Source organism: Patulibacter medicamentivorans, from assembly GCF_000240225.1.
Taxonomy (GTDB): domain Bacteria; phylum Actinomycetota; class Thermoleophilia; order Solirubrobacterales; family Solirubrobacteraceae; genus Patulibacter; species Patulibacter medicamentivorans.
Genome location: NZ_AGUD01000262.1, coordinates 23701 through 38391, shown reverse-complemented (window position 1 = coordinate 38391; position 14691 = coordinate 23701). Strand labels below are relative to the sequence as shown.

Genomic DNA, 14691 nt, shown 5'->3' with positions numbered 1-14691 from the left:
TCCGCGTCGGCGGCGTCCGCGACCCGCGGCCCGGCGACCACCACGGCCAGCAGCGGGCGCAGCCGCTTGCCGCCGGCGCTGACGGTCGCCGCGGCGGACGCGTCGAGCGCGTCGCGACCGGGCGTCGCGACCTGGCGCAGGCGCTGCTCGATGGTCCGCAGCAGCGTCGGCACGTGGGCGCCGGCCGCCGCCACGATCGGGGCGACGACCGCGGGGACGGGGGCCTCGGCCCCTCCGTCCCCGCCCGGCGTCGCGGTCGCAGCGTCGTTCACGACCGGGAGCCGAGCGGGCGGCGCCGGCTCAGTGGCCGCCGCCCGAGCCGCTCTTCAGCGTGCTCAGGAAGAACGCGATGTCGTCGAGCTTCTCCGGCCCGAGCTTCGCGAACGACGGCATCGGCAGCGTCGGGTTGATCAGCGTCTCGCGGATCGCGCCCTGCTTCAGGCGGTCGCCGATCTGCGTCAGCTGGGGACCGGGGCCGTCGTTGCCGTTGGCGCCGATCTTGTGGCAGCCGCCGCAACTGGACTGGGCGACGAGCTTGCGGCCCGCCTCCCACTTCTCCAGCGTCGCGCCACCGGCCGTGGCGACCGACGGCGGCGGCTCCATGTCGACCCGCGAGGGCGGCTCCGCCTCGGCGCCGAGGTAGGAGAGGAAGAACATCGCGCCGATCACGAAGATGCCGGCCGTGGTCGCGACCGGGCGCCGCAGCGGATGCCGCTCCGGGTTGCGGTCGTAGAACGGCAGCAGGAACAGCAGCAGCATCGCGATCGTCGGCACGCCGACGGTCGCGAGCGACACGAGGGCCGGCGGCTTGATCACGCGCAGCAGCTCGAAGGCCCAGAAGTAGTACCACTCGGGCCGCGGGGCGTAGGTGGTCGTCGTCGCGTCGGCCTTCGCCGTCAGCTCGCCACCGAGGACGATCGACAGCAGCATGATCGTCCCGATGACGACGATCATCATCACGCCGTCCTTGACGATGATGTAGGGGAAGAACGGCTTCCCCTGCGCCTTCAGGACGGAGTATTCGCGGAGGTACTCCTCCTTCTCGCGCTGATTCATGCGTCGTGCTCCTTCAGGTCGCCGCCGACCTTGTCCGCGCGGACCCACGGCGGCGCCGACGTCCCGAGCTTGATGACCAAGTACAGGTGGGCGCTGATCAGGCCGATGATCAACCCGGGGATGATCATCATGTGGATCGCGTAGAACCGTGACAGCGTGACCGTGGTGACGTCCGGCCCGCCGAGCGCGGCGGGCGGGGTGAACGGCCCGAGCAGCGGCGCGTTGCCGCCGATGTTCATGGCCACGACCGAGGCCCAGTAGGCGCGCTGGTCGAACGGCAGCAGGTAGCCGGTGACCGACATCACCAGCGTCAGCACCAGCAGCGCGACGCCGACGATCCAGTTCAGCTCACGCGGGTACTTGTACGCCCCGAAGAAGAAGGTCCTCGCCATGTGCAGGAAGACCAGGATCACCATCACGGTCGATCCCCAGCGGTGCATGCCGTGGATGAACTCGCCGAGGAAGACCTCGTTGTTGATGTACTTCATCGACTCGTAGGCGTGGGTGACCGACGGGTCGTAGTACATCGCCAGCACGACGCCGGTGATGACCTGGTTGATGAAGGCGACCATCGTCGCCGTGCCCAGGGTGTAGAACCAGTTCGTCCCCTTGGGGATCGGCCGGAACATCACCCAGCGGACGGTGCCCGAGAGCGAGGTCCGCTCGTCGACCCAGGCGGCGGCGCTGACGCCCGCCTCCTTGACGAGGTCCTTGGGCTGGTCGTCGACCGCCGGGTCCTCGGGCCGCTTCGGCTGCGGCCGCAACCCTGCGGGCGGCGACGGGAGGAGCTTGATCTTCGCCATGGTGTGAGGGATCAGGTGCCGGGCAGCTTGCGCTGCGACGGGTTCGACGGATACAGGTACTGGCCGATGCCGTCCAGCGGCTGCCCGGGCGGACGCGGCGAGAACCGCTTGAGCTCCGAGTTGACCGAGAAGCGACGCCCGACCTCGACCCGACCGGTCGAGGTGATGCGGGTGTAGAAGCGATCCAGCGGGCGAACCGGCGGACCGGCGGCGACCTCGCCGCGGAAGTCGTAGACGCCGCCGTGGCACGGGCAGACGAAGTGCTGCGCGGCCTGCACGTAACGGGCGGGGCAGCCCATGTGCATGCAGCGGGAGCTGATCGCGACGACCTTGTTGTACTGGTCGCCCGGCTCCTTGTCGACGACCGGGTTGCGCTGCCGCAGGTAGACGGTGCTCTTGCCGACCTGGCCCGTCTTCGGATCGAGCGTGATCACGCGCGGCACGTAGGTGTCGTTCGGGATCTCGTCGAGCGGGCCCATGTCGTGCCAGCCGGTGTCGACCTCGACGAACGGCTGGCCGATCGCGAAGCCGGCGGCCGAGAGGGCGACGGCGCCGATGGCGATGCCACCGGTCGCGTTGGCGGCGAGCACCATCATCCGACGACGGGTGACGGTCTCGCCCTCGAACGCACCGGGAATGCCGCGGTCGAGGGTGTACTTGCTCTTCGCTGGGCGATCGGACACGTGTGAGAGGCTCCTGCGTGAACCCACGGGGGCCGCGTGGGACGCCGGGGATCGTATCGGCCACGAGCCTGCGGCGATGGGACCTCGACCCGCGACGCCGTTCCGAGCGTCCTTTGCGGGGGTTCCTCAGGCCGTCGCGACCGCGGCCGCGGCGGCTCGCAGCGCCGCCTCGGAGGGCGTCGCACCCTCGCGCGCCGTCCGCAGGAGCACCGCCGCGGGCGAGCCGAAGCCCTGTCCCAGAGCGGCGCCGGCGCAGATCCAGAGCGCGCGCGTGCGCTCGGCCGCGACCGCCGGGTCGCCGGTCCCGCCGTCGTGGTCCGGGCCCAGGTCCCACGCCGGCGCGGCGTGCAAGCGCGCGACCAGCGCGACGACGTCGGCCAGGATCTCGACCTCGGCGACCCAGCCGCCGGCGGCCAGCCGCTCGAGCCCGAGGGCGTAGAGGCGGTCGCCGGCCAGCAGCGCCAGGTCGCGGTCGGCGGTCCGGACGACCCGCGCCCGCTCGGGGGCGTGGTGCAGCAGCTCGGCCTCGCGGGTGGCCTCGATCGCGACCGGCAGCTCGTCGCCGATCGCCGACGCCCGCGGCCCGCGCAGGTCGGCGGAGGCGAAGCGGTCGGCGTCCGGGGCCGGATCGACGGTCGCGGCCGCCAGCAGCCCGCCCTCGTCGCGCAGAGCGGCGGCGAGCGCGGACAGCGGGTTCACCAGGCGACCTCGAAGGCGGCGGCGGCGGCCTCGAGCGTGCGAGCGACGTGCTCCGGCGCGTGGGCCAGCGACACGAACCAGGCCTCGTAGCCCGACGGCGGGGCGTAGACCCCGCGCGCGAGCAGGCCCCGGCACCAGCGGGCGTAGGCCTCGTGGTCGCAGCGGCGCGCGTCGGCGTAGTCGCGGACGGGCTGCTCGCTGAAGAAGACCGTCACCAGGCCGCCGACGCTGGCGACCTGGACCGGACGGTCGCCGGCGGCCTCGCGGAGGCCGGTAGCCAGCGCCTCGGTGGTCTCGGACAGGCGCAGGTAGGCGGTCTCGTCCAGCATCCGCAGCGAGGCGAGGCCGGCCGCGACCGCCAGCGGATTGCCGGACAGCGTGCCGGCCTGGTAGACGTCGCCGACCGGTGCCAGCCGCTCCATCAGCGCCTGCGAGCCGCCGAACGCCGCCGCCGGCAGGCCGCCGCCGATGACCTTGCCCATCACGGTCAGGTCGGGCGTCACGTCGGAGAGCTCCTGCGCGCCGCCGGGGGCGACGCGGAAGCCGGAGATGACCTCGTCGAAGATCAGCAGCGCGCCGTGGGCCTCGGTCAGCTCCCGCAGCCGGGCCAGGAAGCCCGGCTCGGGCAGCACCAGGCCCATGTTGGCGGGGTAGGGCTCGGCGATCAGCGCGGCGACGTCGTGGCGCGCGAACGCCTCCTCGACCGCGGCGACGTCGTTCCACGGCACGACCACGGTGGCGCGGGTCGCGGACTCCAGGACGCCGGCCGAGGCCGGGATGCCCTGCGTCGCCAGGCCCGAGCCCGCGTCGGCCAGCAGGCCGTCGACGTGGCCGTGGTAGGCGCCGGCGAACTTGACGACGACCTCGCGGCCGGTGGCGGCACGCGCCAGCCGGATCGCGCTCATCGAGGCCTCGGTGCCGGACGAGGTCATCCGCAGCATCTCGACCGAGGGAACGCGGCGGACGACCTCCTCGGCCAGCTCGACCTCGAGCGCGGTCGGCGCGCCGAAGGTGGTGCCGGCGGCCGCGGCCTCGTGGATCGCGGTCAGGATCTGCGGGTGGGCGTGGCCGTGGATCAGCGGCCCCCACGAGCAGACCCAGTCGACGAAGCGGTTGCCGTCGACGTCGATCAGGTCGACGCCCTCGGCGCGCTCGACGAACAGCGGATCGCGGCCGATCGAGCGCATCGCCCGAACCGGCGAGTTGACGCCGCCGGGCAGCACCCGGCTGGCGCGCGCGAAGAGCTCGGCGGACTTCGCGTCGGTCAGCGAGACGGTCATCTAGACGCCGGCGTGCTCGTGCTCCCAGGCCCGGAAGGCCTCGGTGAAGTACAGCAGCCGGATCTTCTTGAACTCGGTCGAGCTGTAGAGCGTCGCCCGGTCCTCGATCCCGTCGACCTCGTCCGCGATCGCGTCGAGGATCGCGTCGCACTCCTCCTTGGAGCGGCCGTGGGCCATCGTGAAGACCTGGTACTTCCAGTCCGCGTAGGTCGGCCGCTGGTAGCAGTGGCTGATCCCGCGGTAGGCGGCCATCCGGATCCCGATCTCCTCGATCCGGTCCGGGTCGACCTGCCAGACCCCCATGCCGTTGGCGCTGAAGCCCGCGCGACGGTGGAAGAGGATCGCGGCGACCCGCCGCAGCAGCTTGCGCTCGGTCATCCCCTCGAGGTGCTCGAGCAGCGCGGCGACCGAGATCCCCAGCTCCTCGGCCGCCGGTGCGAACGGCTCGGCGATCACCGGCAGGTCGCCCTGCGTGGCGCGGACGACCTTCTTGTCGAACTCGTCGTAGGCCTGGCGCTCGGTCTCGGCCGGGGCGACCGCCTCGCCGGCGGTGGCGAGCGACTTGGTGTCGCCGCTCAGCTGCAGGTCCATCCGGATCTTGAACAGCTGCAGCGTCGGCAGCTGGCGGATCGACTCGGCGCCGGTCAGCTCCTGGAGCACGTCGAGCGTGCCCTGCAGGCCCAGGCGGGAGTCCTCCTCGACCGCCAGCGTGAACCACATGTTGAAGTCGTGGTTGCGCAGGTAGTTGTGGCTGACGCCGGGATGGGCGTTGATGATCTTGGCCGAGCGCCAGGGGTTCTCGGGATCGACCTTGGCCGCCACCAGCATCGAGCCGTAGCCGAACGCGCGGGTGTCGTAGATCGGCGTGACCTGGCGGATGATCCGGTCCTGCACCAGGCGGTCGGTGCGGGCGATGACCTCGTCCTCGGTGAGACCGGCCGCGACGGCGATCTCCGCGTAGGGGCGCGGCACCAGCGGGAACGAGCCCTGGAGCAGGTCGAGCAGGCGCTTGTCGGTCTCGTCGAGCGGGACCGCGGCGCCGTCCTTGCGGCTGCGGACCTTCGGGATCGCCGTCTTGTCACTGGTGGCCATGAGGCTCCTCGCGTCGGGCGTGCGGGTCGGAGGACGTGCGCGCGGGGAGGGCGCGACGGACCGGAGGCACGTCCATCCATGGTAGGGATGCGCGCCGCCGACGGGATCTCGGCCGCCACCAGTTAGGGTACCCGACGTCGGGGCCGGCCCAGGACGGTCGGCCCGCGAGCGCGGCCGATCGAGCCGTCCTGCGACCCCGTGCTGGACATCACCCGCAACCCCGTCGCCGTCGAGCCACCGCTGCGGCGGACGCTCCGCCAGGCGGCCGCGATCACCGCCGGCGGCCAGCCGCCCGTCGCGGGCGACGCGGCGGGGTGGGAGCCCGCCGACGCGATCGCCGACGACCGCTCGCGGCTGGCGGCGCAGCTGGAGCCGGCGTCGCGCAACGCGCCCGGACGGGTGGCGGGCGCGCTCTGGATGATCGAGGCTCGCGCCTGGTACGTCGCCGAGCTGGTCGCCGCGACGCTGCTGCTGGCCGGCCGCGTGCCGCGGCTCGACCCGGCCTCGGTCGACGTCCTGATCGGGCCGGAGGGCCAGGCGGCCGCGGTCCGCCCGCGCGGGACCGCGTTCCACTGCCGGGCCGGGGATCGCGACGCCGGGCATCCGGACGCGCGGGTGGCGGCCGACGAGCCGGCGCTGCTGGCGGCGGCCCGCGACGAGCTGATCGCCGTCTGCGGCCCGCTGGTGGCGGCCGTCGACGCGAGCGGCCTGCGGCGGGCGCGGGTCGCGTGGCGGTCGGTCGGCGACCGGGTCGTCCAGGCGCTCGGCCACGTCGGCGACCTGACCGGACGGCGGGACGCGGCCTGGGGGATGGCCGCCGCGATCATGGCTCCGGCGAGCCCGCTGCGGGTGCCGGTCGCGTTCGAGCTCCGCGACGGCGCGTCGTTCGGCTACCGCGCGACCTGCTGCCTGAGCTACCGCGACGCGTCCTGCGAGCGCTGCGACAGCTGCCCGGTGCTGGCGCCGCGGCGCCGCTAGGCCTGCAGCGCCCGCGCGACGTCGAGCGCGAAGTAGGTGGCGATCACGTCGGCGCCGGCGCGGCGGATCGCGGTCAGCGACTCGGCCACGATCGCGTCCTCGTCGACGTAGCCGGCGGCGGCGCCGGCCTTGATCATCGAGTACTCGCCGCTGACCTGGTAGGCCGCGACCGGCATCCGGGTCGCGTCCTTGACCCGGCGGATCAGGTCGAGCGCCGGGCCGGCCGGCTTGACCATCAGGACGTCGGCGCCCTCCTCGACGTCGGTCAGCGCCTCGCGCACCGCCTCGTCGCCGTTGGCCGGATCCATCTGGTAGCTGCGGCGGTCGCCGAACGCGGGGGTCGAGCCGGCCGCCTCGCGGAACGGGCCGTAGTAGGCCGACGCGAGCTTGGCGCTGTGGGCGACGATCACGACCTGGTCGTGTCCCGCCGCGTCGAGCGCATCGCGGATCCGGCCGATCCGGCCGTCCATCATGTCCGAGGGGTAGAGGACCTCGGCGCCGGCGTCCGCCTGCGAGACCGCCGTCCGCTCCAGCAGCTCGAGGGTCGCGTCGTTCTGGACCGCGCCGTGCTCGTCGAGCAGGCCGCAGTGGCCATGGTCGGTGTACTCGCAGAGGCAGAGGTCGGTGCCGACCGTCAGCCCCGGGACCGCGTCGCGGATCGCTCGGGTCGTCCGCTGGACCACCGCCCGGTCGTCCCAGGCGCCGCTGCCGGCCGGGTCCTTCGTCGCCGGGATCCCGAACAGCATCACGCCGCCGAGCCCGAGCGCCGCCGCGTCGCGCGCGACCGCCAGCGCCCCGTCCGGCGACAGCCGCGAGACGCCCGGCATCGCGTCGATCGGCAGCGGCTCGTCGAGACCGTCCTCGACGAACAGCGGCAGCACCAGCTGGTCGGGGCGCAGGGTCGTCTCGCGCACCAGCGCGCGCAGCGCCGGCGTGCGACGCAGACGGCGGGGGCGGGCGCGCGGGAACGGCATCGACCGATCGTAGCCGTCGGTCGCTCGGTCGCTCGGGCTCAGCCGCGCGCGCCGCTGCGGACGATCGCGACCCGAGCGATCGCGCCCCAGGCCGCGGCCAGCAGCAGCAGGTGCAGCAGCGGCGCCCAGAACGCGCCGTGCTCGAGCGCCGCGGTCACCAGCCGCAGGCCGGGCCGGAACGGGAACGCGCCGGAGACGACGTCGATCACGGTCCCGACCAGCGACGAGACCGTCCCCTCGGGGACCAGGCCGATCACGACCACCGGCACCAGCAGCAGGATCGCCAGCAGGCTGGCGGCGCGGACCTCGGGCGCCAGCGCCCCGAGCGCGACGCCGAGCCCGCCGCAGGCGATCCCGGTCGCGGCGGCGGCCACCAGCCAGAGCGGGATCCGCGCCGGGTCGAGGCCGAGGAAGATCGCCAGCCCGCCCGCGACCAGCAGGCCGACGATGGCGCCGGTCGCGCCCGCCAGCAGCGTCTTGGAGCCGAGCAGGACGCCGGGGCGGACGGCGGCCCGGACGAGCCGCCCGAAGGTCCGCTCCTCGCGCTCGAGGGCCACCAGCCCGGCCCCGAGCAGCGTCGCCACCAGCAGCAGCGAGACGGTGGTCGCGACGGCGGCGGCGTAGACGTCCAGCGAGACCGCCGGGCCGGTCACGCTCGAGCGGTGGATCCGGATCGGGTCGGCGATCGAGTCGAGGATCGGGACCGCGAAGGCCAGGTTGTCGACGGCCAGCTGGGCGAACCTGCCGACCCGCTCGACGTCGCTGCGCGAACGGCCAGCCGGCAGCTCGGCCGCCGCACGGCGGAGGATGTCGGACGCCTGCCGGAGCCCGAGGATGTCGCCCGACAGGCCCAGCAGCCGCAGGTTCCCACCGTTCAGCAGGACGCCGAGGTAGCTGCCGCCGACCCCGATCAGCCGCTTGCCGATCTCGGCGTTGGCGGCGGCCAGCCGCGCCTGGATCAGCTCGCGCAGGGCCCGGGCCCGGACGGGGTCGGCGTCGTTGGTCAGGACCTCGATCGTCGGCAGCTTGCGGGCGCCGTTGAGCGACAGCACGCCGCGCAGCTGCTCGACGGTGTCGGGCGGGATCACGATCGCGCCGACCACGTCGCCGTCGCGGACCATCCGCACGGCCTGCTCGCGGGTCGCGACGCTGACCGGACGCGTGTCCTTCATCAGCCGCAGCGCGTAGGTGCGCGCGTCGAGCGTCTCGCCGCCGAGGTCGACGGTGCTGCCGGCGGCCGGCACCTGGTTGACCAGCGCCACCTTCGGCTCGGCCGGCCCGCGCGAGAGCGCCAGGCCGAGCAGCAGCGCGACCGCCAGCGGGTAGACGACCAGCAGGCCGATCAGCAGCGGCGAGCGGCGCAGGATCCGGGCGTCCTTGGCGGCCAGCGGGCCGAGGCTGCGCCAGCCGCTCACGCCGGCTCCTCGTCGGGGACGGTCCGCTCGACCAGGTCGACGAAGGCTCGCAGCAGGTCGCCGTCGGCGGTCTCGGCGAGCGCGGCCGGCGGGCCGTCGAAGGCGATCCGGCCGTCGACCAGGACGACGACGCGGTCGGCGTAGCGCTCGGCCTCGGCGACGTCGTGGGTCGAGAAGACGACCGCGCGGCCGTCGGCCGCCAGGCCGGTCAGGAACCGCCACATCCGCTCGCGCTGGCGCGGGTCGAGGCTGGCGGAGGGCTCGTCGAGCAGCACCACCGGGGGATCGGCCAGCAGCCCGACGGCGACGTTGACCCGCTGCTGGCCGCCGCCCGAGAGCGACCCGACCAGGTCGCCGGCGCGGTCGGCCAGGCCCGCCTGCTCGAGCATCCGCGTGACCCGCGCCGGCGCGTCCGGCACGTCGTCGAGACGGGCGAACAGCTCCAGGTTCTGGCGGACGCTCAGCCGGCGGTAGACGGCGGGCTGCTGGGGGACCCAGCCGATCTCGCGCGCGGGACGGCCGACGCTGCCGGCGTCGGGGTCCTGGAGCCCGGCCAGCAGCGACAGCAGGGTCGTCTTGCCGGCGCCGTTGGGACCGAGGATCGCGACGACCTCGCCGGCGTCCGCCGCGACGGTGACCCCGTGCAGGGCCGTCCGGGAGCCGTAGCGGCGGACCAGGCCCTCGGCGCGCAGGGCCGGGCCGGTCGGTGACGGGATCGGGTCGGTGGCAGCCACGTGGTGCGAGCGCGGGCGGCCTCTCCTCCCGCGGCACGCACATTCATTCATACGCGGTGAAGCGACGGGCCGACCGTCGCCACCGCGGGCCGCGCCGGGCGTCGACGGGCTGCGACACTCGCCCGATGTCCGGGCCGGGCGGGACCTCCATCCTCTTCATCGGCGACGTGATCGGATCGGTCGGTCGCAAGGCGCTGCGCGCGGCGCTGCCCGCCCTGCGCGAGGAGCACTCCCCGACCTTCGTCGTCGTCAACGGCGAGAACGCGGCCGGCGGCGTCGGGATCACGTCGCGGATCGCCGACGAGATGTTCGCGCTCGGCGTCGACGCGATCACGCTCGGCAACCACGCCTTCCGCCAGCGCGAGGTGTGGCCCTACCTCGACGACGTCGACGCGATCGTGCGGCCCGCCAACTACCTGGCCTCGCACCCCGGCCACGGCGCCTGCGTGGTCGAGCGCGGCGGCGTCCGGCTCGGGATCCTCAACCTGATGGGCAACCTGCACCTGGATCCCGGCCGGGTGATGTTCGCCCAGGCGGAGGTCGAGGTCGAGAAGCTGATCCGCCAGGGGGTCGACCACCTGCTGGTCGACGTCCACGCCGAGGCGACGAGCGAGAAGGTCGCGATGGGCTGGTACCTGGACGGCCGCGTGACCGCCGTCGTCGGCACCCACACCCACGTGCCGACCGCCGACGCGCGCGTCCTGCCCGGGGGCACGGCCTACATGACCGACGTCGGGATGTGCGGCCCGCGGGACTCGGTGATCGGCGTCCGCAAGGAGCTGGCGATCGAGTCGATGCGGACCCGGCTGCCGGTCCGGTTCGAGCCGGCCTCCGGCGATCCGTGGCTGTGCGCGGTGCTGATCCGGACCGGCGAGCGGAAGCTGCGGTCGACCGAGGTGCTGCCGATCCAGGTCTCGCCGCGCCTGATCGACTGATCCCGGTCAGGCCGTGTCGGCCTCGCGGGCGCGAGCGGCCCAGGGCGCGTCCTCCTCGGGCAGCGGGCCGAGCACGCGCGGCGTCACCGCCGGCCGCCGGTTCGTCGGCCAGCGCAGCGTCCGGTCGCCCAGCGCCCCGACCAGCAGCAGCGGCACCAGCCACGTCAGGTACAGGTAGAACCAGTACTCGGCGGCCATCTGGAGCGCGATCAGGACCGCCGCCATCAGCACCGCGGTGCCGGTCAGATCGTGGCGGCGGGGCAGGAACGCCAGCGCCACCCCGAGCAGGACCGCCAGGTAGCGGACCTCGCTGCGGACCGGCTCGGCCCAGTCGTAGAAGCCCCAGGGCGTGAACGGCGCGTGGCGTCCGGCCTGGTAGCCGATCGTGCGGTCGTAGAGCAGCCGCACGGAGTCGCCGTGGAGCACCCAGAGCGTGCTGATGCCGAGCACCAGCAGCGCGCCGAGCCCGAACCAGGCGAGCGCCGACGGGCGCCACGACGGCGGCCCGTGCTCGACGCGCACGTCCGGCTCGACCGGGCGACGGGTGGCCAGCAGCGGGAACAGCGCCAGCGGCGTGATCTTGGTGGCGGCGGCCACGCCGACCGCCACGCCGCGCCCGAGCGGCCGCGCACCGACGGCCAGGACCAGCGCCACGCCGACCGCGACCAGCGCGTCGTTGGCGTTGCTGTTGAGGCAGTAGAGGCTCCACGGGCAGGCCAGCCAGAGGTAGGCGTAGAGGGCGCCGCGCGCGCGGCCCGCGTCGCGGTCGCGCTCCTGCCGGCGGCCGACGACGAACAGCGCGACGACGGCCAGCAGATCGAACGCGATCGCCGCGCCGTGGGCGGCGGGCAGGTCGTCCCAGCGGCCGCTCCACGGCCACAGCTGCTCGAACGGCACGTACAGCAGGTAGTTGAGCGGGCCGTAGGTGTCGCCGGCCTCGATCCCCTTCGGGAACGCGCCGTAGACCGGCTGGCCGTGGCCGATGTGGTCGGCGCCGACCACGCCGGCGTAGCCGACGTCGATCACGTTGCCGTCGGTGACGTTGAGGACGATCCGGAAGACCAGCAGCGCCAGCCCGAGGACCAGCAGGCCGGCGAGCGGCAGCGTCACGACCAGATCGCGCGAGGGACCGCGCGGCCGCCGCAGGCCGCGCGCCAGGGCCCAGGCGAGCAGGGCCGCCAGCAGCGCGAAGCTGGTCGGGACCGCGATGTCCAGGCGGGCGTTGTTGAAGGCCGCCAGCGGGACCGTGAACCCGGCCAGCAGCAGCAGCGCCAGCGGCGGGCCGCGCAGCGGGCGCAGGCCGACGAACGGGACCAGGAACAGGACCAGTAGGACGCCCCACAGCCAGGGGCTGGTGACTGAGCGACCGAACGCGCCGTCGTAGCCGCGGGCCATCGTCCAGGCGACGTAGGGGCCGTCCCACGACTCGGTGACGCGGCCGCTCCGGTCGTCGACGAGGACCTGGGCCAGCTCCTTCAGCGGCTTGCCCTTCTGCCGCTTCGCGTAGAGCGACAGCTGCCAGCGGTCCTTGCCCTTGAGGAAGATGTCGTCGTAGCTGCCGCGGTGCTCGCGCTGGGTCCGGCGGAGCTTGGGGTCGCGGCGCGCGATCGCCCGGGCCTGCGTGGCGGTCAGCCGGTGGCCGGCCGGCGGCGCGTCCATCGACGCCGGCTGCTCGGTGCCGTTGGGGTCGGTCGGCCCGGCCTTCGTGGCCGCGGCGAGCGGCGCGCCGGCCGTCGACGCCGGGCCGGTCGCGGCCAGCGGCGTGGCCGTGGTGGTGGTCGTGGTCGTCGTGGTCGCGGCGGGCGGCGCCGCGCGGGCGGCGACCGGCAGCAGCGCGGCCAGGGCCAGCAGCAGCCCGAGGACCAGGGCGGCCGCGCGGGCGCCCAGGGTCGTCGTGGGCTGGAGCTCGGCGGTCATCGCGGGCGGTCCCGGTCATCGGCGAGCTGGGCCGCGAAGTGGCGCAGGATCAGCGGGGTCGCGTCCTCGATCGACCAGGCCGCGGGCGCTCCCGGGGGGATCGCCCGACCGTCGACGCCACCGCCGTCCTGCCCGTCGAGACCGCAGTGGACCAGGATGCCGACCGAGTCCTCGGCCCGCAGCGATCCGTGGCTTCCGCCGCCGACGTGGTCGATGCCGCCCCAGTCCGGGAACTCGACCCCGGCCGACGCCGACAGCAGCACGTCGCCCGAGTTGACGCACCGCAGCGCCGACCAGCAGCGGCCGAGCGGGTCCGGGTGGCTGGCGCTGCGCACGACGCCGTCGCGGACCTCGGCGCCGACGATCGCGAGGTCGCCGGACAGCTCCCAGCGCCCGCCCCGCTCGTCGGCGACAGCGTCCCCGGGCCGGAAGCGGATCTCTCCGGCGGTCGGCGCGTCGGCGCCGCTGGAGATCACCCCCGTGCCGTCGTGGTCGCGCCAGACGACCAGCTCGACACCGTCGACCGCGCGACCGGCGGCGACCAGGTCGGGCAGCAGCCGCTCCCGCTGGTCGGGGTCCAGGACGTAGATCATCGCCGCCCGGGACGCGGGGCAGAACGCGATCCGATCGCCCTTCCGCGGCCCCGAGGAGCCGGTGATCCCGAACGGCTCGAACGCGGGCCGGATGTCGGCCCGCCGCTCGACCAGGGTGTGGGAGTGGTCGGAGGCGACGACCAGCGCCCATTCGGAGAAGAAGCGATCGACCCCGCCGGCGGCGTCGGCGATCCGTCGCAGCTGGGCGTCGGCCGCGGCGATCGACTGCTGCTGCGCGTCCGGCCCGTGCTTGTGGCTGTGGGTGTCGTTGTCCGGCAGCGAGAGCAGCAGGAAGTCGACCAGGTCGTGCTCGACCAGGTAGGCGCCGACGCAGCCGGCGTGCTGGTCGCGGACGCCCGGCAGCCCGAACTGGGACCGGCAGCCGGTCTCGCGCGAGCTGAAGAGGTCGGCGTAGAACAGCTCCCTCGGCCCCAGCACCGGCTTGCGGAAGGCGGTCGACGCGACCCGGTTCATCATCGTGCCCTTCGCCAGCTCGTGGCGATGGCGGCCGCGGTAGACCAGGAACGTGGTCCCGGCGGTCCGCACGCCGAGGTCGTCGAGCGATTCGAAGACCGTCGGGACCTCGGGCGCCAGGTGCCGCCCGTTGAGGTTGTATACGGTGTCCGCCAGCTGTCGGACGATCCCCAGCTTGCGCGACGCCGCGAAGCTCGAGCCGTACTCGACGTAGCGCTCGCGGCTGCGGTCCCACCAGTTGATCGACGGGATCCGGTGGCGATCCTGCCGGACCCCGGTCGCCAGCGCCGTCGCGCAGACCGGCGTCACCGACGGGAAGGCCGCGACCGACTCGTGCGACGCGCCCTCGGCGACCGCGCGGGCCAGCATCGGCGCGTCGCCTGCCGCGATCGCCTGCCGCAGCTGACCGGGGTCGCAGCCGTCGACGACGGCGAAGACCAGGCGGCGCATCCGAAGCGGCGGCCGGCCGGCTCAGCGCAGGACGCGCAGGCCGGCGTGCTTGCGCGTGTCCTGCCGTCGTCCGCCGAAGTAGAGCCAGACGCCGGCGCCGACCGCGATCACGCCGACCGGCGGCAGCACGATCGAGAGGATCGCCACCGCCAGCGCGCCGACGGCGGCGCCGACCGCGAGCGTCGTGCGGGTCTCGTCGTCCAGCCGCGCCCGCGTGCGCCGCAGCAGCGAGCGGACGCCGAGGCCGGCGATCAGTGCGGCCAGGCCGCCGGCGATCAGTCCCGGCCACCAGGTCGAGCTGTGGTCGGCGACCGTCGCCCCGGTCACGATCGCGCCGACGACGACCCCGAGCCCGAGCAGCACCCGCTCGGCGGTCGGCTCCTCCAGCCGCTTGCGCAGGACCAGCGCGAGCACGGCCAGGATCACCGACAGCGCCAGCACGACGGGCGAGCCGACGACGCTCAGCGACGTGTGGTCGTAGTCGGCGCCGAGGCGCGCCAGGCCGGCCAGCGAGGCGGCCGCGAGCGGCAGGAACGGACTCACCCCCGCCGCCGCCGCGATGCCGATGCCTTGCAGGATGTCGAGGAGGTAGGTCATGTGGCGATACC

At 74.3% G+C, this 14691-nt stretch carries 14 protein-coding genes and 1 pseudogene; 2 read left to right on the top strand and 13 right to left on the bottom strand.

Going from position 1 to position 14691, the window contains the following annotated elements; genetic code table 11:
- The 7 genes and pseudogenes from PAI11_RS18765 to ahbA form a co-directional block, all read right to left on the bottom strand.
- Positions 1–272, bottom strand: a pseudogene (locus tag PAI11_RS18765) (hypothetical protein); the annotation flags it as partial.
- 28 nt (positions 273–300) lie between these two features.
- Positions 301–1056 (bottom strand): c-type cytochrome, encoded by a 756-nt coding sequence (locus tag PAI11_RS18760; protein WP_007577707.1) that lies wholly within the window; start codon positions 1054–1056, stop codon positions 301–303.
- On the bottom strand, positions 1053–1859 hold the full coding sequence (locus PAI11_RS18755; RefSeq protein ID WP_007577706.1) for a cytochrome b: 807 nt from the start codon (positions 1857–1859) through the stop codon (positions 1053–1055). Before PAI11_RS18755 ends, PAI11_RS18760 begins: the two co-directional genes overlap by 4 nt.
- An 11-nt stretch (positions 1860–1870) precedes the next feature.
- The gene (locus tag PAI11_RS18750; protein WP_007577705.1) at positions 1871–2542 is read right to left on the bottom strand and encodes a QcrA and Rieske domain-containing protein; all 672 of its coding nucleotides are present in this window, start codon (positions 2540–2542) and stop codon (positions 1871–1873) included.
- Between the two features lie 126 nt (positions 2543–2668).
- The gene (locus tag PAI11_RS27490) at positions 2669–3241 is read right to left on the bottom strand and encodes a hypothetical protein (protein ID WP_007577704.1); all 573 of its coding nucleotides are present in this window, start codon (positions 3239–3241) and stop codon (positions 2669–2671) included.
- Complete coding sequence (gene hemL, locus PAI11_RS18740; RefSeq protein ID WP_007577703.1) at positions 3238–4521, bottom strand: glutamate-1-semialdehyde 2,1-aminomutase; 1284 nt, start codon at positions 4519–4521, stop codon at positions 3238–3240. The genes PAI11_RS27490 and hemL overlap by 4 nt, the downstream gene beginning before the upstream one ends.
- Positions 4522–5613, bottom strand: a complete 1092-nt coding sequence (ahbA, locus tag PAI11_RS18735; RefSeq protein WP_007577702.1) for a siroheme decarboxylase subunit alpha — start codon at positions 5611–5613, stop codon at positions 4522–4524.
- Positions 5614–5811: 198 nt separating this feature from the next.
- On the opposite strand from ahbA, the gene PAI11_RS18730 reads away from it, so the two are divergent.
- Positions 5812–6591 (top strand): hypothetical protein, encoded by a 780-nt coding sequence (locus tag PAI11_RS18730; RefSeq protein ID WP_007577700.1) that lies wholly within the window; start codon positions 5812–5814, stop codon positions 6589–6591.
- On the opposite strand, the gene hemB is transcribed toward PAI11_RS18730, so the two are convergent.
- From hemB to PAI11_RS18715, 3 genes are read right to left on the bottom strand one after another with little or no spacing between them, the layout of a single operon-like run.
- Positions 6588–7565, bottom strand: a complete 978-nt coding sequence (gene hemB / locus PAI11_RS18725; RefSeq protein WP_007577699.1) for a porphobilinogen synthase — start codon at positions 7563–7565, stop codon at positions 6588–6590. The two genes, PAI11_RS18730 and hemB, sit on opposite strands and share 4 nt — an antisense overlap.
- 38 nt (positions 7566–7603) lie before the next feature.
- Complete coding sequence (locus PAI11_RS18720) at positions 7604–8980, bottom strand: ABC transporter permease (protein WP_007577698.1); 1377 nt, start codon at positions 8978–8980, stop codon at positions 7604–7606.
- On the bottom strand, positions 8977–9714 hold the full coding sequence (locus PAI11_RS18715; RefSeq protein WP_007577697.1) for an ABC transporter ATP-binding protein: 738 nt from the start codon (positions 9712–9714) through the stop codon (positions 8977–8979). Before PAI11_RS18715 ends, PAI11_RS18720 begins: the two co-directional genes overlap by 4 nt.
- A 125-nt stretch (positions 9715–9839) precedes the next feature.
- On the opposite strand from PAI11_RS18715, the gene PAI11_RS18710 reads away from it, so the two are divergent.
- Positions 9840–10649, top strand: coding sequence for a TIGR00282 family metallophosphoesterase (locus tag PAI11_RS18710; RefSeq protein ID WP_007577695.1), 810 nt, complete (start codon positions 9840–9842; stop codon positions 10647–10649).
- Positions 10650–10655: 6 nt separating this feature from the next.
- Here the strand turns inward: PAI11_RS18710 and PAI11_RS18705 are convergent, their stop codons facing one another.
- The 3 genes from PAI11_RS18705 to PAI11_RS18695 are packed head-to-tail and all read right to left on the bottom strand — an operon-like array spanning position 10656 to position 14680.
- Entirely contained in the window at positions 10656–12566 is a 1911-nt protein-coding gene (locus tag PAI11_RS18705; RefSeq protein WP_007577693.1) for a glycosyltransferase family 87 protein, read from the bottom strand.
- On the bottom strand, positions 12563–14083 hold the full coding sequence (locus PAI11_RS18700) for an alkaline phosphatase family protein (protein WP_007577691.1): 1521 nt from the start codon (positions 14081–14083) through the stop codon (positions 12563–12565). The genes PAI11_RS18705 and PAI11_RS18700 overlap by 4 nt, the downstream gene beginning before the upstream one ends.
- A 21-nt stretch (positions 14084–14104) precedes the next feature.
- Positions 14105–14680: a DUF4126 family protein gene (locus tag PAI11_RS18695; protein ID WP_007577688.1), complete on the bottom strand. Its 576-nt coding sequence runs from the start codon at positions 14678–14680 to the stop codon at positions 14105–14107.
- Between the last annotated feature and the right edge of the window lie 11 nt (positions 14681–14691).